This window comes from Planobispora rosea, assembly GCF_014648175.1.
GTDB classification, from domain to species: domain Bacteria; phylum Actinomycetota; class Actinomycetes; order Streptosporangiales; family Streptosporangiaceae; genus Planobispora; species Planobispora rosea.
Genome location: NZ_BMQP01000036.1, coordinates 47,831 through 66,143 on the forward strand (window position 1 = coordinate 47,831; position 18,313 = coordinate 66,143).

13 protein-coding genes are annotated in these 18,313 nt (G+C 68.9%); 4 read left to right on the top strand and 9 right to left on the bottom strand.

What is annotated here, in order from left to right; genetic code table 11:
• Positions 1 to 8 precede the first annotated feature (8 nt).
• The 4 genes from IEZ08_RS28890 to IEZ08_RS28905 form a co-directional block, all read right to left on the bottom strand.
• Positions 9 to 1,625 carry a trypsin-like serine peptidase gene (locus tag IEZ08_RS28890; protein WP_189243368.1) on the bottom strand — a complete coding sequence of 539 codons (1,617 nt, stop codon included), beginning with the start codon at positions 1,623 to 1,625 and terminating at the stop codon, positions 9 to 11.
• A gap of 516 nt (positions 1,626 to 2,141) precedes the next feature.
• Positions 2,142 to 3,302, bottom strand: a complete 1,161-nt coding sequence (locus IEZ08_RS28895; RefSeq protein ID WP_189243369.1) for a trypsin-like serine peptidase — start codon at positions 3,300 to 3,302, stop codon at positions 2,142 to 2,144.
• Positions 3,303 to 3,435: 133 nt separating this feature from the next.
• Complete coding sequence (locus tag IEZ08_RS28900; RefSeq protein WP_189243370.1) at positions 3,436 to 4,611, bottom strand: trypsin-like serine peptidase; 1,176 nt, start codon at positions 4,609 to 4,611, stop codon at positions 3,436 to 3,438.
• A 266-nt stretch (positions 4,612 to 4,877) separates the two neighbouring features.
• The gene (locus tag IEZ08_RS28905) at positions 4,878 to 6,467 is read right to left on the bottom strand and encodes a trypsin-like serine peptidase (protein ID WP_229803604.1); all 1,590 of its coding nucleotides are present in this window, start codon (positions 6,465 to 6,467) and stop codon (positions 4,878 to 4,880) included.
• A gap of 317 nt (positions 6,468 to 6,784) precedes the next feature.
• Between IEZ08_RS28905 and IEZ08_RS28910 the strand changes: the two genes are divergently transcribed.
• Positions 6,785 to 7,192 carry an SSI family serine proteinase inhibitor gene (locus tag IEZ08_RS28910; RefSeq protein ID WP_189243371.1) on the top strand — a complete coding sequence of 136 codons (408 nt, stop codon included), beginning with the start codon at positions 6,785 to 6,787 and terminating at the stop codon, positions 7,190 to 7,192.
• A gap of 124 nt (positions 7,193 to 7,316) precedes the next feature.
• Here IEZ08_RS28910 and IEZ08_RS28915 read toward each other — a convergent pair whose 3' ends face one another.
• Positions 7,317 to 8,432 (bottom strand): trypsin-like serine peptidase, encoded by a 1,116-nt coding sequence (locus IEZ08_RS28915; RefSeq protein ID WP_189243372.1) that lies wholly within the window; start codon positions 8,430 to 8,432, stop codon positions 7,317 to 7,319.
• A 318-nt stretch (positions 8,433 to 8,750) separates the two neighbouring features.
• Here IEZ08_RS28915 and IEZ08_RS28920 point away from each other — a divergent pair, with 318 nt between their 5' ends.
• From IEZ08_RS28920 to IEZ08_RS28935, 3 genes are all read left to right on the top strand, one after another.
• Complete coding sequence (locus IEZ08_RS28920) at positions 8,751 to 10,259, top strand: TLP1 C-terminal extension domain-containing protein (RefSeq protein ID WP_189243373.1); 1,509 nt, start codon at positions 8,751 to 8,753, stop codon at positions 10,257 to 10,259.
• Positions 10,260 to 10,360: 101 nt separating this feature from the next.
• Entirely contained in the window at positions 10,361 to 11,257 is an 897-nt protein-coding gene (locus tag IEZ08_RS28925; protein ID WP_189243374.1) for a hypothetical protein, read from the top strand.
• Between the two features lie 139 nt (positions 11,258 to 11,396).
• Positions 11,397 to 12,353, top strand: coding sequence for a zinc-binding dehydrogenase (locus tag IEZ08_RS28935; RefSeq protein WP_189243376.1), 957 nt, complete (start codon positions 11,397 to 11,399; stop codon positions 12,351 to 12,353).
• A 149-nt stretch (positions 12,354 to 12,502) separates the two neighbouring features.
• Here IEZ08_RS28935 and IEZ08_RS28940 read toward each other — a convergent pair whose 3' ends face one another.
• The 4 genes from IEZ08_RS28940 to IEZ08_RS28955 all read right to left on the bottom strand — a co-directional run bounded on the left by IEZ08_RS28940 (position 12,503) and on the right by IEZ08_RS28955 (position 18,194).
• Positions 12,503 to 13,234, bottom strand: a complete 732-nt coding sequence (locus IEZ08_RS28940) for a helix-turn-helix transcriptional regulator (RefSeq protein ID WP_068926786.1) — start codon at positions 13,232 to 13,234, stop codon at positions 12,503 to 12,505.
• A 67-nt stretch (positions 13,235 to 13,301) separates the two neighbouring features.
• Positions 13,302 to 14,051 carry a DUF4097 family beta strand repeat-containing protein gene (locus IEZ08_RS28945; RefSeq protein ID WP_229803606.1) on the bottom strand — a complete coding sequence of 250 codons (750 nt, stop codon included), beginning with the start codon at positions 14,049 to 14,051 and terminating at the stop codon, positions 13,302 to 13,304.
• Between the two features lie 200 nt (positions 14,052 to 14,251).
• Positions 14,252 to 14,428 (bottom strand): DUF6104 family protein, encoded by a 177-nt coding sequence (locus tag IEZ08_RS28950; protein WP_176728604.1) that lies wholly within the window; start codon positions 14,426 to 14,428, stop codon positions 14,252 to 14,254.
• Positions 14,429 to 14,531: 103 nt separating this feature from the next.
• A complete protein-coding gene (locus IEZ08_RS28955) occupies positions 14,532 to 18,194 on the bottom strand; it encodes a multifunctional oxoglutarate decarboxylase/oxoglutarate dehydrogenase thiamine pyrophosphate-binding subunit/dihydrolipoyllysine-residue succinyltransferase subunit (RefSeq protein ID WP_068929152.1) in 3,663 nt (1,220 codons plus the stop codon).
• Positions 18,195 to 18,313: the final 119 nt, after the last annotated feature.

Genomic DNA, 18,313 nt, shown 5'->3' on the forward strand with positions numbered 1-18,313 from the left:
GGGACGGTTTACTTGTAAACCTGGCCCAGGGAGTCAACGATCTTGCCGGACCAGACGTTCGCGGCCTTCTTGTAGATGTCCGCGGTCTCACCGTCGAAGTACGGCGAGGTGCTCAGGTCGAAGCGGCCGTTGTTGTCGGTGTCGGCGACGAGGCTGGTGACACCGTTGACGTAGCCCATGCGCTTGGCGCTGCTGTACTTGAGCACCCAAGGACCACCGCTCGAGCCCTGGGTCATGGAGCACTTCAGACCGATGTGCTCCTCAACCTTGAACTTCGCGGCCTGGAAGCCCTTGGCCGAGGTCTTGCCGTAGCACCACTTGGGGGTGATGCCGGTGAAGGCCTTGTCGCCGTCCGGGTGCGCGCCGGCCGGGTAGCCGAACGCGTACACGGGCTGGCCGGTCTTCTGGTTCCAGGCGAAGCCCTGGCCACCGACGTTGTCACCCAGACGACCAGCGTCCGAGGACAGCTCGATGACGTACTGCTTCTTGAACCACTTGGTGGTGGTGCTGGTGGAGGACTTGACCCACTTCTTGATGAAGTACTGGGTCGAGTACCACTCGATCTCGTTGCCGTTGGCGTCCTTCTTGGCCTCGAGGTCGCCCAGGTAGTTGCCGGCAGCCTTCTCCTTCAGGAGCTTGTCGTACTGCTCCTTGGAGATCGGGTCCTTGTCGCTGTAGGCCTTCTCGCCGTTCTCGTAGCCCGAGGTGTGGTTAGGAGCCTTGTTGTACTCGAAACCGGTGACCTCGACGGAGAGCAGCTTGACACCGTTGAAGCCGTTCTCGGACAGGTACGGCAGCACCTGCTGCCAGGTGAAGCTGTCCTTCGGCGGGTTCACGGTCTCGACGTTCTTGGCAACCGTGGTCTCCGAGTAGTACGGACCCTGGGGGCCGTACTTGGAGTAGCCAGCGGCGCCCTCCTCGTCGGAGACTTCCTTGATGTCGACGTACTTCGGCCCGACGAACTTCTTGAACTCGTCCTCGGTGACGACCTTCGGACCGGCGTACTTCACACCGTTGTAAACGGTGACGAAGGCGTAGTCCTTGTCGTAGTCCTCGTAGACGTCGAAGTCGTAGTGCGTCCACGCCTGCTTGCCGACGTAGATGCCCCACGGCGCCTTGCCCTGGTAGTAACCGGGCACGAAGACCCAGTTGTCCATGACGTGGCCGTTCTTGTCCGTGTCGTAGACGCAGTGACCGGCCGTGGCGACCAGGTTGCGGTACTTCGACTGGATCGAGGTGGCCGAGCACCAGCCGTACTCGCCGTCGGCGGTGACGAAGAAGACCTTACCGATGCTCTTCGGCAGGTTGACGTTCTTCACCTTGGGAGCAGCGGTCTTCGGCTCGCCACCGATGGGGGCGACCTGGCCGGGCTTGCCGTCCGTGGTGGGGGCACCGGTGGAGGTCAGCTTCGGCCCCTGCAGGTCCGGGTAGAACTCCTTGGCGGCCTTGAGGGCAGCGTTGTTGTTCTCGGTCCAGAACTGCACGACCGACTTGGCGTCGGCGGTGTTCTTGGCCATGGGGTCGGTCGCGTAGTCCGGGGCGGCGGTGGCGGTGCCGGCCAGACCAGCGGCCAGGAGACCGGTGGCGAGAACGGCGCCGCCGGCCGGGATGAGAATGCGCTTCAAGGGAAACTCCTTGGTCTGTCGTGGAACGCATCTTGCGTCCCATGCGTCAGTAAAGGGATAGCCAGGAACATACAGTGCTGATCTTCGGAAGCGGAAGTCGATCCGTGGGCTTAGATGGGCACCTGTGGTGCTGTGACGCTTCCGTTACCTTTTTTGGGGTTTGAGGTCCCGCCTGTCACATCTGTCGCTCCGCCGTGTTTCCGCAGATCACCATGAGAGCGGTGGAAGCGGAGCTGATCCGGCGTGACCGGGCAAATGCGGACAGTGGCGGACGCAATGTGATGCACATCACATCGGATTGATGGCACCGATTTGCGCCGGGCTACGTCTATAGGGGGCGATCTTTTCGGGAGCGGGGCCGGAAGAGCCGGGAAAGGCGGGCTCGGAGGGCTGGGAAACGAGCCCGGAAGGCGGTGAGGACGGCCCTGGGCGCCCCGGAAACGGGTGCGGGACCCGGCGCCGGCCGGGTCCCGCAGGTGAATCAGAGAGACGGACCCCTGTGCGGGGCCGCCGTCCCTACTTGTAGAGCTCGCCGTTCGGGCCGACGATGCGGCCGGACCAGACGTTGGCCGCCTTCTTGTAGACGTCCGCGGTCTCGCCGTCGAAGTACGGCGAGCTGACCAGGTCGTAGCGGTTGTTGCCGTCCTGGTCCGCGAAGACGCTGGTCACGCCGGTGACGTAGCCCAGGCGCCGGGAGCTGCTGTACTGCGTCACCCACGGGCCGCCGTCGGCGCCCGGGGTGAAGGCGCCCTTGAGCCCGATGTGCTCCTCGATCTTGAGGGGTCCGGAGACGTAGATCTTGCCGGACGGCTTGCCGTACAGGTACTTGGGCGTCACCCCGGTGTACGGCTTGTCGCCGTCGGGGTGCGGCGCCTGCGGGTAGCCGAAGACGTAGACCGGCTTGCCGGTGGGCTGGTTCCAGGCGAAGCCCTGGCCGCCGACGTTGTCGCCGAGGCGGCCGGCGTCCTTGGACAGGGCGATGTAGTAGTGGCCCTTGCTCGTCCACTTGGGACCGGTGAACTGCTTGTACTCCGCCGCGGTCACCTGCTTGACGCCGTTGAACAGCACGCCGTTGTAGACCGTGACGAAGGCGTAGTCCTTGTCGAAGTCCTCGTAGACGTCGAAGTCGTAGTGCGTCCACGCCTGCTTGCCGACGTAGATGCCCCACGGGGCCTTGCCCTGGTAGTAACCGGGCACGAAGACCCACTTGTCCATGACGTGGCCGTTGCTGTCCGGGTCGTAGACGCAGTGACCGGCCGTGACGACCAGGTTGCGGTACTTCGACTGGATCGAGCTGGCCGAGCACCACCGCTTCTGGCCGTTGACGGTGAAGAACACCTTGCCGATGGTCTTCGGCAGGTTGACGTTCCTGGCGGTGGAGGGGGTGGGCTTCTCCGCGCCGATGGGCGAGACGGTGCCCGCCTTGCCGTCGGGGGAGTAGCCGCCACCGGACTTCAGCTTGGGCCCGTCGGTGTCGGGATAGAAGGCGGTGGCCTGCTTCAGGGCCGCGAAGTTGGACTCGGCCCAGAAGTCGACGACCGAGACGGCCTCGGCGTTGTTGGTGGCCATGGGGTCGACCGCCCACTCCGGGGCGGCCTGGGCGCTGCCGACGAGGCCGGCGGCCAGCAGGCCGGTGGCCAGTGCGGCGCCACCGAAGGGAAGAAGGGAGTGCTTCAAAACAGATGCTCCTTGCGCTGCAGCGCTTCCCGGCGATCTGGGGAAGCTGCGGGACGACAAGGATCGAACCTACGCAGACAACCTATGGGTCAAAGATTATCTAAGGCCGACTTAAGGGTGATTTAAGGTTCTTTTAAGCCTGGGGGGCTCGCTGGCTCTCCGCCCAGCGGTAGACCACGTAGGTCGAGGCGATGAAGTACGGCGAGGAGATCAGGTCGTAGCGCCGGTCGACGTCGGTGTCCCAGGCGAAGCTGTTGACGCCGTTGAGGTAGCCGAGGGCGCTCTTGGGGTCGTAGTCGACCAGCCAGGGGCCGCCGCTCGCCCCGGCGGTGAACGGGCACTTCAGCGCGAGCCCGTGCTCCACGAGACGGGTGGGGGCGACCTGCGTGCGGGTGCGTCCGGCGCAGTACTTCAGGTTCTGCCCGTCGTACGGCCTGCTCCCGTCGTTGTGCGCGGCCGCGGGGTAGCCGAAGGCGTAGGTGAGCAGGCCGGTGCCGCGCCGGGTCGTCAGGCCCTGGCCGCCGACGTTGTCCTCCAGGCTGCCGACGGACTCCATCTCGTATGTGCCCGCGGCCTTGCCCGGCTTCCACCGGAACCCGTCGTGGACGGAGACGAAGGCGTAGTCGTAGTCGTAGTCGCCCCAGGCGGCGAAGCGGTCGTGCAGGTTGAGGGAGTGCCCGACGTAGATGCCGTACGGCGTGGCGCCCTTGTCGTAGCCCGGAATGAAGATCCAGTACTCGGCGGGCCTGCCCAGCTTGGCGTCGTAGACGCAGTGGGCCGCCGTCGCGACGAGGTTGCGGTTGGCGGAGGCCACCGAGGAGGCGGAGCACCAGTAGTCCTTGTCCCCGATCCGGAAGAACACCTTCCCCACGGTGATCGGGGAGGTTCCGGCGGTGGAGTGGCGCTGCTTCGGGAGCGTCGGCCTGATCGTCTGTGGCGTGCCGGTCTTGACCGGGGTGGTGGCGGTGGCCGTGGTGGCGGTGTCCTCACCGCCGGACGCCGCGCCGGTGGCCGTACCGCCGGTGGGCGTGGGCGAGGCGGGGGCCGAGGAGGGCGTGCTCTCGGTGGGCTTGACCTCGGGCGTCGCGGGGTTGTGGTCCTGGGCCTTCTTGAGCCGGGCCGGGTTCCAGTACTCCGCGATCCGCTTCATGTCCGCGCTGCTCTTGGTCAGCGTGACGGAGGTGATGCTGCTGGGCGCCGAGCCGTGTGGGTCGGCCGCGGCACTCCCGGGGAACGCGGATGCCGCCGTCGCACAGGCGGCGAGCAGCGCGCCCAGAGCGGTCGCCAGTCGCCGTGCGCGGGGAGACATGAGGAGCGTTCCTTCCGACTCAAGGAGCCACCAGAGGTAGTAAAGACTGATTTTTCCAGATCTATTTAGTTTTGGGCAGCTAGACGGACCGAGCCGCACTGCTCCCACCATCCGGCCAACCTAACGGCCGGCTGTGTAAGCGCCCCGTGAAGTGGCGGAAGGGACCCGGGTACGTCCCGGGTCCCTCATGCTCCACGCTGTCCGGCTCTCCGGTGCTCCCCGGCCGGGACCGGGGAGCGGTCAGGACGGGGAGCGCCGGGCGAGGGTCAGGAGACGGGGAACTTCCCGGTCCACAGGTTGGCGGCGTACTTGTAGATGCCGTAGGTCTCACCGTCGAAGTACGGGGTGGTGACCCGGTCGTAGCGGCGGTTGTTGTCGCTGTCGATCGTGAGGCTCACGACGCCGTTGAGGTAACCGATCCGCTTGCTGCTGCGGTACTGCAGCAGGAACGGGCCGCCGCTGGCGCCCGGGGTGAAGGCGCACTTGATGGCCTGGTGCTCCTGCGCCTTGTAGGCCGGGACGTCGGGGGCGTTGCCGGTCGTGCCGTAGCACCACTTCATGGTGTGGCCGGTGTAGACCTTGTCGCCGTCCAGGTGCGCGGCGGCCGGGTAGCCGAAGGCGAAGACCTTCTTGCCGGTCTTCTGGTTCCAGGCGAAGCCCTGCCCGCCGACGTTGTCGCCCAGACGGCCGGCGTCGGCGAGGAGGATCACGTAGTACCGGGTGTGGAAGTACAGCTCCTTCACCGTGGTCTTGACCCACCTCTTCACGAAGTACTGGGTCTTGTACCAGGCGATCTCGGTGCCGTTGACGTCCTTGACGGCTTCCAGTTTGCCGAGGAACCTGCCGGCGGCCTTCTCCTTGAGCAGCGTGTCGTACTGCTCCTTGCTGATGCCGACCTTGCCCTTGTCGTCGCTGAAGCGCTCGAACTTGGCGCCGTTGTCCAGGCCGGCAGGGGCCTTGGCGTAGTCGTAGGAGGTGACCTCGACCGCGGTCAGCTTGACGCCGCCCCGGCCGTCCTTGATGTAGTCCTCGAGGTACTTGTCGGCGTCATCCGGCTTGCCGACCGTCTCCACGGTCGGGTCGGCCAGCTTCTTCCAGTACGGGCCCAGCTGGCCGTACTTGGCGAAGCCCTTCTCGAACTCGTCCTGGGTGATCGGCTTGTCCTCGGTGTACTTGAAGCCCTTGGCCTTCTCGTACTCCGCGCCGGTGACCTCCTTGACGCCCGTCTGCTTGATGCCGTTGTAGACGTTGACGAAGGCGTAGTCGCGGTCGTAGTCCTCGTAGACGTCGAAGTCGTAGTGCATGTTGACCTTGGCACCGACGTAGATGCCCCAGGGGGCCTTGCCCTGGTGGTAGCCGGGGATGAACACGAAGTTGCTGAACGGCTTGTTCGTGTCGGTGTCGTAGACGCAGTGGCCCGCGGTGGCGACCAGGTTGCGGTACTTCGACTGCACCGAGGAACCGGAGCACCAGCGCTCACGGCCCTTGTCGTCGAGGAAGAAGACCTTGCCCACGGTGGTGGGCAGGTTGACGTTGCGGGAACGGCCCGCGGACTTGCCCTCCTCGCCGATCGGCGCGACGGTGCCGGCCTTGCCGTCGGCGGAGGCCCGGGAGGCGCCCGCCCGCAGCTTGCCGGAGGCGGTGCTCTCGGCGACGTAGGTCGTGGCGGACTTCAGCTTCGAGGGGGTCCAGTAGCCCGCGATGGCCTTCGCGTTACCGGAAGCGGCGAGAGCCACGGTCTTGCGGTCAGGCGCGGCGGCCTGGGCGGTACCGGCGGCGAGGGTGGCGCCGATCATGGAGGTGGCCGCCAGGGCTCCGCCGAGGGGCAGGGCCAGGCGCTTGGCTCGGGAGTTCACAGTAGCTCCTTCTTTGTCATGAGCCTCTCGGGACTCGGCTCACGCATGCGTAAAGAGACAAGACGAGACCGTAGCCCGTAAAGATGCCTTAAAGAGGCATAAATCAGACATTCAAAGAAGACCGTTACTTCTTCGTTATGAAAATCATGGAACCGGGAGGTGTGTGGCCAACGTCTGATCTACCTTTCCTTGATCGATATGTTCCGTGCGCCGTACTACCTCGCTGATCTGCGGAAACGCCGGGCCGGATGGTTGCCCGGCCGGGCCCGCCCGGCCAGGATTGGAACGATCGACGTCACACGAAATCGGGGGGTTCCATGCGACGTCTTCTCGTTCTGGCCGCGACCGCGCCTCTTCTGCTCTCCGGTACGGCCTCCGCCGCCACACCGTCCTCTCCGCACAGCGCGGCCGCCACGGAGAAGTCGTTCATGCTCGCCGTCGCGGACGACAACCAGGACCTGCTCGCGGGGCGGTACGCGGTACTCCGGTGCGACCCTCCGGGCGGCACGCACCGCAAGGCGACCAAGGCGTGCGAGGCGCTGGAGGCGGCCGGCGGGAACCCGGCCGACGTCGCCCGGGACCGCAGGCGGACGTGCACCACCGAGTACAAGCCGGTCAAGGCGTTCGCGGTCGGCACCTGGAACGGCGAGGACATCATCTTCGAGCACACCTACGGCAACTTCTGCGCGATGCTCGCCGCCACCGGCCCGGTCTTCGACTTCTGAGCCCGGCGCACCCCGCAGCGGAAAGGGCCCGATCCGGATGGATCGGGCCCTTCGCCGTCGGATCCCGGTCCCGGGCCGGCCGAATGGCCTGACGGTCGGCCCGGTCACGTGCTATCCGGTGGCGCTACTTGGTCCAGCGGTTGGCCGCGACCTTGTAGACCTTGTAGGTGTCGCCGTTGAAGTACGGCGAGGAGATGTGGTCGTACCGGTCGTTCTTGTCGGTGTCCCAGGCGACGCTGTTGACGCCGACCAGGTAACCGGTCCGGCTGGAGTTCTTGTACTTCAGCAGCCACGGGCCGCCGCTGGCGCCCGCGGTGAAGGCGCACCGGAAGCCGATGTGCTCCTGGATGTTGTACCGCGGAGCGGCCGGCATGGCGCCGGTGGTGCCGTAGCACCACTTCATGGTGCGGCCGGTGTAGGGCTTGTCGCCGTCGGGGTGCGGGCCGGCCGGGTAGCCGAAGGAGAAGACCTTGCTCTTCACCTTCTGGTTCCAGGCGAAGCCCTGGCCGCCGACGTTGTCGCCGAGCCGGCCGACGTTGGTGAAGACCGGCTTCCACTTGCCGTCCTTGCCCTTCTCCCACTTCACCTTGAAGCCGGAGTGGACGTTGACGAAGGCGTAGTCGAAGTCGTAGTCCTCCTTCACGACGAAGTCGTCGTGGGCGTGGAAGGTGTGGGCGGCGTAGATGCCGTAGGGGTTCTTGCCGTTCCACGCCTGGTCGCCGTCCCAGTAGGACGGGATGAAGACCCAGTTGTCGTAGAACTGGTTGGTCTTCACGTCGTAGACGCAATGCGCCGAGGTGGCGACCACGTTGCGGTACTTGCCCTGGACCGAGCTGCCGGAGCAGTACTTCCAGCTCTTCGGGTCCAGCGGGTTGGCCTTGGGCAGGGTGAAGAAGACCCGGCCGACGGTGTTGGGCAGGTTGACCTGCTTGCTCTTGGGCGACTTGGCGCCCTCCTGGCCGATCGGCGGGACCGACCCGGGCTTGCCGTCGGGGCCGGCGGCCGTGGAGGCCTTGCCCTTGCCGCTCAGGTCGATGTCGCCGGTGGCGTCGGTGGCCTTGCGCATGCGGTCGGGTGACCAGAAGGAGGTGGCCTGGGAGGCCGACTCCGAGGCGGTCGAGGTGACCACGTCGGCGGGAGCGGCCGTGGCGCCCGCACCGGTGCTGGTGGCGCCCATCGCTCCGGCGACCATGAGGAGGCCGGTGAGGGGGATCGCGAGGCGCCGTGCTCGGGAAATCAATGGAGCTCCTTTCGTCCTCGGCGGCGGGCGGGACTTCCCGTCGCCAGGAAAACGATCGGAACGCTACTGAATGGATCAAGCGCTCGGCCAGGAATTGACGGGAAAAAGTCTGGAACGGTTCCCTTCGATGCGAACCCGTTATTGATATGCCGCCCGGCTATAATTTAACGAAAAGGCATCACCGCAGCTCACGCAGGTCTTCTGGTGTGTGGTCGAGCATCTCCGGCACCATTCGCAACAGGCGGCATAAAAGTTTTCCCGAATAACTCGGGAAACTCCGGTCTAGTAAACCGAATGACGTTCTGGTTGCATGTCCCCATGAGCGTGGACCCCCGAACTCCCTGCCTCGTCGGTGTCGCCCAGCACACCGTCCGCGACCAGCCCGGGCCGGAGCCCCTGGACCTGTGGGAGCTGGCCGCCCGCCGCGCCGCCGCCGACGCCGGAGCCCCCGGCCTGCTGGAACGGCTCGACTCGATCCAGATCGTCTACACGGAGTCCTGGCAGTACGACGACCCGGTGGCCCGGCTCGCCGAGCGCGTCAAGGCCGAGCCCCGTCACCGCGCCTACTCCACGGTGAGCGGCACGGCCCCGCAGACGCTCCTGGGAACGGCCGCCGCCGCGATCGCGGCGGGGGAGATGGACGCGGCGCTGGTCACCGGGGCCGAGGCGCTCGCCACGCGCAGGGCGCTGCGCCGGGCGGGGGAGCGGCCGGCCTGGAGTCACCGGGCCGACCCCCGGCGCCCCTACGGCTGGGAACGCCCGCCGCACCCGGCCGAGCTGGCCCACGGGCTCTTCCTGCCCGTGCACACCTACCCGATCATGGAGTCCGCGCGCCGCGCCGCGGCCGGGGAGGGCATCGAGGAGGAGTTCCGCGCCCGGGGCCGGATGATGGCTCCGATGACCCGCGTCGCCGCCGCCAACCCCCACGCCTGGCGCAGGACCGTGTACACCCCCGAGGAACTGGTCACCCCCTCGGCGGACAACCGGTTCGTGGGGTGGCCGTACACCCGCAGGACCGTCGCGCTCGCCGAGGTGGACCAGGCCGCTGCCGTGATCATGGTCAGCGCCGGGCTCGCCGACCGGCTGGGCATCGCCCCGGAGCGGCGGATCTACCTGCGCGGCTGGGCCTACGCCGAGGACACCTGGGAGGTCGCCGCCCGGCCGGTCCTGGGCGCGTCCCCGGCGATGGAGGCCGCGGCGCGGCAGGCCTTCGCTCGGGCGGGGACGGGGCCGGACGACATCGGGGCGCTGGACCTCTACAGCTGCTTCGCGGTCGCGCTCCGCGCCGCCTGCGCCGCGACCGGCATCGACCCGCTGGACCCGCGGGGGCTGACGGTCACCGGCGGCCTGCCGTACGCCGGGGCCCCGGTCAGCGTCTACGTCCTGCACTCCACCGCGGCGATGGCCGAGCGCCTGCGCGCCGAACCGGGCCCAGGACCGAGCCACGGCCTGGTCACCGGGGTCGGGATGCACCTGACCAAGCACACCTACGCGATCTGGTCCACCGAACCGGCAGGCGGGCCGGGAGACGGGCGCGGCGCGGGACTCGCCGGGCTGCGGGACGCCGCCGCGGTCGTGCACAGCCCCGAGCCGGTCCCGATCGCCGATGTCTACGAGGGGACGGCGACCGTCGCCGGGTACACCGTCGCCCACGGCAAGGACGGCACGGCCGAGCACGGGATCCTCGTCGTGGACCTGCCGGACGGGGGCCGCGCCCACGCCCACGTCCGGCACCCCGACCTGATCGCCGAGGCCGAGGCGGCCGAGCTCGTCGGCCGGGAGGTCCGCCTGACTCCCGACGGGCAGGTGAACGTCGCGATCTGGTGATGGACCGAGTCGAATTCGTGACCGGCCGGGGCATGGTCTCTGCGCGCCCGGAGAGCTGAAGATGGGCCAAAGCCCAACTCCCGTGTGAGGCGGCCGGAGACGTGGTCGGCGGCGGTCGGTACGACATCATCGAGGCGGAGGAGCCGCGGGGCCCGCGGCGATGGATCGGGATGGCGGTGCTGGCCGTGCTCCTGGCCGTCCCGGTCATCAGCCTGGTGGCCAGCCGGGAGCCCGCCGGACTCCCGCGGCTCCCGCCCCCGGCACCCGTGCCGACCGCCACGGTCGGGGAGCGCAGGCCCAACATCCTGCACCCGCAGGTACGGCGCCGCGACGGCAGAGAGATCATCAACGTCGCCTTCCCCGACGGCAGCAGGGCCGAGATCAGCTATCCGGCGGGCGCCGGGCTCGCCGCCCTGGGGGCGCGCCCGGCCCAGATCGGCTGGCTGGACCAGGACGACAACTACGACCTCGTCCGCCGGCTGACCGCGCCGCCCGGCGGGGCCGCCGAGGTCGCCCGGGAGCGTCCGATGCTCCGGAACCTGGGCAAGCGGGTCACGCTCTGGAAGTCCTCCAGCTGGGACAGCGGCCAGCTCATGCTGTTCGACTTCGACCCCTGGTCCCTGGCGCTGTTCGACGCCCCGCGACCGATGACCTTCGAACAGCGCATGATCTGGGCGGAGAACCTGCGCGGCAGGGTGACCGAGGACGGCTATCTCGTTCTCAGCGCCAAACCTCCACTCGTGCTGGGGCGGCCGGGCCAGGTGGTCCGGGGGGAACAGGCCGGGCCGCAGCTCTGGTTCGGCGGCGGCCGGGAGACGCTGGTGGTGTTCGCGCCGATCCCGGGCTGCGACGCGCAGCGGGTCCGGCTCTCCATGGTCGAGGACCGCCGCCGCGCCTCCGTCGGCGTCTGCCGGAACGGGTTCTACATCGCGGCCTCGGGAACCGACGGGCACGTGCAACGGATCGTCGACGGCATCCGGATCGAACCGGAGGACTGAATCGGGCCGGAGGACTGGATAGGGCCGGAGGACTGGATAGGGCCGGAGGACTGGATAGGGCCGGAGGACCGGTGCGCCGCCACGGGTGTCGGCGGGTCCGGCCGGGAGGAGGGCGGAGGCGGGGGCGTAGGGTGCGGCCATGTTCGCCGTAACCGCAACGCAGACCGATCCCGACAACCCCCTCGCCGGGCTGACGCTCGGTGAGCATCCCGAACCGAAGACGCCCGACGGCTGGACCACCGTCACGGTCAGGGCCGCCGCGCTCAACCACCACGACCTGTGGACCCTCAAGGGCGTGGGAATCCGCCAGGACCGGCTCCCCATCGTGCTCGGGTGCGACGCCGCCGGGCTCGACGAGGACGGCAACGAGGTCATCGTGCACTCGGTGATCGGCACGGGGGCCGACGAGACGCTCGACCCGAAGCGGTCCCTGCTCTCGGAGACGCATGACGGCACCTTCGCCGAGCGGGTGGCGGTGCCCCGGCGCAACCTCGTGCCCAAGCCCGCCGCGCTCAGCTTCGAGGAGGCGGCCTGCCTGCCCACGGCGTGGCTGACCGCCTACCGGATGTTGTTCGAGAAGGCGGGGGTGGAACCCGGCGCGACCGTACTGGTCCAGGGCGCGGGCGGCGGGGTGGCCACCGCGCTGATCGCGCTGGGCCGGGCCGGCGGCTACCGCGTCTGGGCCACCAGCCGGTCGGAGGAGAAGCGGGCGCGGGCGCTGGAGCTCGGAGCCGACCAGGTCTTCCCCAGCGGGGCCCGGCTGCCCGAGCGGGTGGACGCGGTACTGGAGACCGTGGGCCAGGCCACCTGGGACCACTCGCTCAAGTCGCTGCGGCCCGGCGGCCGGATCGTGGTCTCCGGCGCGACCAGCGGTGCGGTGCCCCCGGCCGACCTGAACCGGGTCTTCTTCCTCCAGCTCTCGGTGATCGGCTCGACCATGGGCACCCGGGACCAGCTGGCCAGGCTGGCACGTTTCCTGGAGCAGACCGGTGTCCGGCCGGTCATCGACCGGACGCTCCCGCTAGCCGAGGCACGGGAGGGATTCGCGGCCATGCACGAGGGCGACGTCTTCGGGAAGATCGTCTTCACCGTGTGAGGCCTCACCGCAGGAGAGGGGCAGCGGGGTCCCCCGCCCGGCGACCGCCTGCGCGGGCACGGGGGATCCCGTCTCCCGCCGGGCGGCGCACCGGGCGGGCGGCCGGGGCCCGGGCCGGAGCAGGGGCGGGCGGGGACCGTACAGCAGGATCATCGCAACGCGTCCCGGATGCGGCGGGCGGCGTCGTAGAGCGCGTCCTGCGCGGTGGCCAGGGTCTCCTCGGTCACCCGCGCCCCCGCCGCGTCACCGCGGACCTCCTCGACGAACTCGGCCAGCATCTGCCCGAGCCGCGCGTCGCCCTCGGGGGACCAGGTGCCGGTGAAGCCCGAGGCCCAGATCCGCTTCCACTCCTGCTTCCAGCGGCCGGTCCCGTGCTTCCACTCCTCCTGGTGCCGCTTCCAGTCGGCCTTGTACTCCCGCCAGGCCTCGCGCTGCTCGTCCTTGGCCCGCCGGAAGTCCTCGCGGGCGGTGTGCTCCTCCTGCCGGACGCCCTGGCGCACCTCCCGGGCCATCTGGGTGAGCTCCTCGCGCAGCGACCGGACCGTGTCGCGCACGTCCTCCTTGACCTCGCGGGCGATGTCGCGGACGGAGTCGGAGATCTCCTGCTCCAGCTCGGCCAGCTCGTCCATCCGGGCGTTCAGCTCCGCGCGGCCCTGGTCGGTGAGGGTGAAGACCTTCTTGCCGTCCTTGACCTCGTGGGTGACCAGGCCCTCCTCCTCCAGGCGGGCCAGGCGGGGATAGATCGTGCCGGGTGAGGGGGAGTAGACGCCCAGGAAACGGTCCTGGAGCAGCCGGATGACCTCGTAACCGTGGCGCGGGCTCTCCTCCAGCAGCTTCAGGAGGTAGAGCCGGAGCCGGCCGTGGCCGAAGACGGGACTCATGACGCCTCCCCGCCCGGCTGCCCGGCCCGGAACGCGCGGGGAAGTTCGTTGTGGCCGGTGCGCTGGTTCACGCCGGCTCTCCCTTCAGGATCGTGACGGCGCCGGAGACGCTGGTGGCCGAGACGGCGGCCATGCCCCCGCCGATCCGCCCGCTCAAGGTCCGCATTCCGGGCTGGCTCGCCCGGGCGAGCTCGGAGAAACCCGTGCTGATCTGCCCGGAGGTGGAGCGGAGCGTGATATCGGCCTGCGCCGTGTGCGGGAGCCGTACCACGATCTCACCCGAGACGCTGTTCAGCGTCACGTGACCGGTCGGCGGGAGCTCCAGGTCGGCGGTGATCCGGCCGGAGACGGTGGTGGCCTTCAGCCGGCGGGGCGTGCCCCGGGCCACGGTCAGCTCCCCCGAGACGCTCTTGAAGGACAGGTCGCCGACCAGGCCGCGGCTCTCCACGACGCCGGAGACGGTGTCGGCCTGGGTCTCGCCGCTCACCCCGTCGAGGACGATCTCACCGGAGACGCTCTTGACGGAGGTGCGGGCCTCGAATCCGGCGACGACGGCGGAGGCGGAGACGACCCCGGCGCTGACCGGGCAGTCCTTGGGAACGGTCAGCGTGAGCGTGGCGCGGCGACGGGTGGGACGGAGCCAGTCCAGGATGTTGTTCCAGGTCAGGTCCTCGTAGGCCACCGTGAGCGTGCCGTCCTCCTCGTGGGTCACGATGAGGGGGAAGTCCCCTACGTCGGCGACCTCGAGGGCGGGCGGGCCCTCGCTGGCGAGCACCGCGAGCCTGCCCGCCACGATGCGCACGTTCAGCCTGCTCACCGTGTCGAACGTGAGCTGCCCGGGTTTCTCTATGGTCCATTGACGCATCTGTGTGAAACCTCCCTCTGGAAAACACGATATGTCGCGTCATTCGGGAGGTCAAGATATATCGTGTTAGGAACTTCGAGCCGGAGCGGGTCGGAGCGGTCCGGAGCCGGCGGCCCGCTCCCACCCTCTCCCTCCCGCTCCGGCCCGCGGGATCACTCGTCCTCGTCGTCCAGCCGGGCCAGCCAGGTGGCCAGCCGCTCCACGGGGGTCTCGAACTCGGGGTTCAGGTCGACGAACTCGCGCAGCCGCTCGGCGAGCCAGGTCATGGTGACCTCCTCCTCGCCGCGGCGGGTGACCAGTTCCTCGATGCCCCGATCGGTGAAGTACATCGTTCTCCTTACGACGAGGAAGTCCCCCACGGACGTTGCCATGGGGGACTTCCGGGGTGGTGCTCGACGCCCCTGACGCCCGGAGCCGGGCGCCCGGTGCGGGTCAGCCGCCGTAGACCTCGTTCAGGATCTGGCGCAGCTCGGCCTCGTGGGAGGCGTGCGAGCCGGTGGCCGGGGACGAGTTGGCCTTGCGGGAGACCCGCTTGATCGGCCGGCCGCCGAACACGTCGGGCGTCTCGGCCATCTTGAGGGTCAGGAACGGCCACGGGCCCATGTTGGCCGGTTCGTCCTGGGCCCAGATCAGCTCGATGTCCCCGTAGCGGGCCAGCTCGGTCGCGAGCGGGTTCGTCGGGAACGGGTAGAGCCGCTCCAGCCGGACGATCGCCACGTCGGTACGGCCCTGCGCGTCGCGGGCCGCGGCCAGGTCGTAGTAGATCTTGCCCGAGCAGAGCACGACCTTGCGGACCCCGCCCGGGTCCACCGTGGTGTCACCGATCACCGGCTTGAACGAACCCGAGGTGAAGGCCGAGACCGGGGAGACGGCCGCCTTGTGGCGCAGCAGCGACTTGGGCGTGAAGACGACCAGCGGGCGGTGCCGGTTGGACTTCGTCTGCCAGCGCAGCAGGTGGAAGTAGTTCGCCGGCAGGGTCGGCTGGGCCACGGTCATGTTGTCCTGGGCGCACATCTGCAGGAAGCGCTCGATGCGGGCCGAGGAGTGGTCGGGGCCCTGACCCTCGTAGCCGTGCGGCAGCAGCAGGGTCACGCCGGAGCGCTGGCCCCACTTCTGCTCACCCGCGGTGATGTACTCGTCGATGACGGACTGGGCGCCGTTGACGAAGTCGCCGAACTGCGCCTCCCAGCAGACCAGGGCGTCGGGGCGCTCCACGCTGTAGCCGTACTCGAAGCCGAGCGCGGCGTACTCGCTGAGCAGCGAGTCGTAGACGTAGAACTTCGTGGTGCCCTGGTTGAACGCCTTCAGCGGGGTGTGCTCGGCGCCGGTGACCCGGTCGACCAGCACCGCGTGCCGCTGGACGAAGGTGCCGCGCCGGGAGTCCTGGCCGACCAGGCGGACCGGGTGGCCGTCGATCAGCAGCGAGCCGAAGGCCAGGGTCTCGCCCATGCCCCAGTCGATGCGGTCCTCGGTGACCATCTGGCCGCGGCGCTGGATGACCGGGAGCAGGCGCGGGTGGACGGTGAAGCCCTCCGGCAGGTTGAGCTGGGTCTCCACGATCCGCTTGACGGTCTCCTCGGAGACGGCCGTCGGCGTGTCCTCGTGCGACCACGGGATGGCCTCCACGTCGACCGGGCGGGCGAACTCGCCGGTCGGCTCCCTGAGCGCCTCGCGGGTCTCGGCGAAGGCGTTCTCCAGCTTGGCCTGGTAGTCGCGCAGCGCGCTCTCGGCCTCCTCCACCGTGATGTCGCCCCGGCCGATCAGCGCCTCGGTGTAGAGCTTGCGGGTGGACCGCTTGGCGTCGATCAGGTCGTACATCAGAGGCTGGGTGAAGCTCGGGTTGTCGGCCTCGTTGTGCCCGCGGCGCCGGTAGCAGATCAGGTCGATCACGACGTCCTTGCGGAACGCCTGGCGGTACTCGAAGGCCAGGCGGCCGACCCGGACCACGGCCTCGGGGTCGTCCCCGTTGACGTGGAAGATCGGGGCCTGGATCATCCGGGCCACGTCGGTGGCGTAGACGGAGCTCCGCGACGAGGCCGGCGAGGTGGTGAAGCCGACCTGGTTGTTGACCACGATGTGCACGGTGCCGCCGGTGCGGTAGCCGCGCAGCTGCGACAGGTTCAGCGTCTCGGCCACCACGCCCTGACCGGCGAAGGCCGCGTCGCCGTGGATGAGCACGGGCAGGACCGAGAAGCCCTCCTCGCCGCGCTCCAGCAGGTCCTGCTTGGCGCGGACGACGCCCTCCAGGACCGGGTCGACCGTCTCCAGGTGGGAAGGGTTGGCCACGACCGAGGCCTTGATCTTGGATCCGCCGGGCGAGACGAAGTCGCCGGTGGCGCCCAGGTGGTACTTCACGTCGCCGGAGCCGTGCGCCGTGCGCGGGTCGATGTTGCCCTCGAACTCGCCGAAGATCTGGCCGTAGGACTTGCCCACGATGTTGGCCAGCACGTTGAGGCGGCCGCGGTGGGCCATGCCGATGACGGCCTCGTCGAGGCTGTCCTCGGCGGCGGCGCAGAGCACCGAGTCGACCAGCGGGATCAGCGACTCACCGCCCTCCAGCGAGAAGCGCTTCTGGCCGACGAACTTGGTCTGCAGGAACGTCTCGAACGCCTCGGCGGTGTTGAGCCGCTCCAGGATCCGCAGCTGCTCCTGGCGGTCGGGCTTGACGTGCGGGCGCTCCACCCGCTCCTGGATCCAGGCCCGCTCCTCGGGGTTCTGGATGTGCATGTACTCCACGCCGATGGTGCGGCAGTAGGAGTCGCGCAGCACGCCGAGGATCTCGCGCAGCTTCATCAGCGGGCGCCCGCCGAAGCCGCCGGTGGCGAACTCGCGCTCCAGGTCCCACAGGGTCAGCCCGTGCGACTTGATGTCGAGGTCGGGGTGCTTGCGCTGCTTGTACTCCAGCGGGTCGGTGTCGGCCATCAGGTGGCCGCGGACCCGGTAGGCGTGGATCAGCTCCAGGACGCGGGCGGACTTGGCCACGTCGTCGTCGTGGGTGGTCGAGATGTCCTGGACCCAGCGGATCGGCTCGTAGGGGATCCGGAGCGCCTCGAAGACCTCGTCGTAGAAGCCGTCCTCGCCCAGCAGCAGCTGGTGGATCCGGCGCAGGAAGTCGCCCGACTGGGCGCCCTGGATGATCCGGTGGTCGTAGGTGCTGGTGAGCGTCATGACCTTGCTCACCGCCAGGCGGGAGAGCGTCTCGGGGGAGGCGCCCTGGTACTCCGCCGGGTACTCCATCGCGCCGACGCCGATGATCGCGCCCTGGCCCGGCATCAGGCGCGGCACCGAGTGCACGGTGCCGATGGTGCCGGGGTTGGTCAGCGAGATCGTGGTGCCCGCGAAGTCGTCGACGCCGAGCTTGCCGCTCCTGGCCTTGCGCACGATGTCCTCGTACGCCATCCAGAAGTGGCGGAAGTCCATCTCCTCGGCACCCTTGATCGACGGCACCAGGAGCTGGCGGGTGTCGCCCTTCTGGATGTCGATGGCCAGGCCGAGGTTGACGTGCTCGGGCTTGACCAGCACCGGCTTGCCGTCGACCTCGGCGTAGGAGTGGTTCATCTCCGGCATGGCCCTGACGGCCTTGACGATCGCGAAACCGATGAGGTGCGTGAACGACACCTTGCCGCCGCGCCCGCGCGACAGGTGGTTGTTGATCACGATCCGGTTGTCGATGAGCAGCTTCGCCGGGACGGCGCGTACGCTGGTCGCCGTCGGCACCACGAGGCTGGCCTCCATGTTGGCGGCCGTTCTGGCGGCCGCCCCACGGAGTCGGACTTCCTCGGCGCCGGCGGGCAACTGCGTCTCCTGCTTGGGCTTGTCCGCCGGGGCAGCCTCGGCCTTCGGCGCTGGGGGGGTGGTCGTCGCGGCGGCCGGAGTTGCCGGGGCCGTGGCGGGTGTCGGGGGCGCGGCGGTGGCCGCTCCCTGGGCCGCGGCCTTGCCGGACCCGGAATCAGGGGTGTAGTCAGCGAAGAAGTTCCACCAGGCGCGGTCCACGGACTCGGGATCCTGGAGGTACTTCTGGTACAGCTCGTCGACAAGCCATTCGTTTTGACCAAAGGCTGCCAGCGGGTTTGTCCGCGACGACTCAGACGACACGGCGGAAATCGCCCTCTTCCGCAGATCGGCGTTGATGATAGAGAACCTGTCCAAGGCTACTCTCCTGGACCGGGACCTGCGCCCGTCTGGTCCCCGGTCGGGGCCGGATCCTCTCAGGA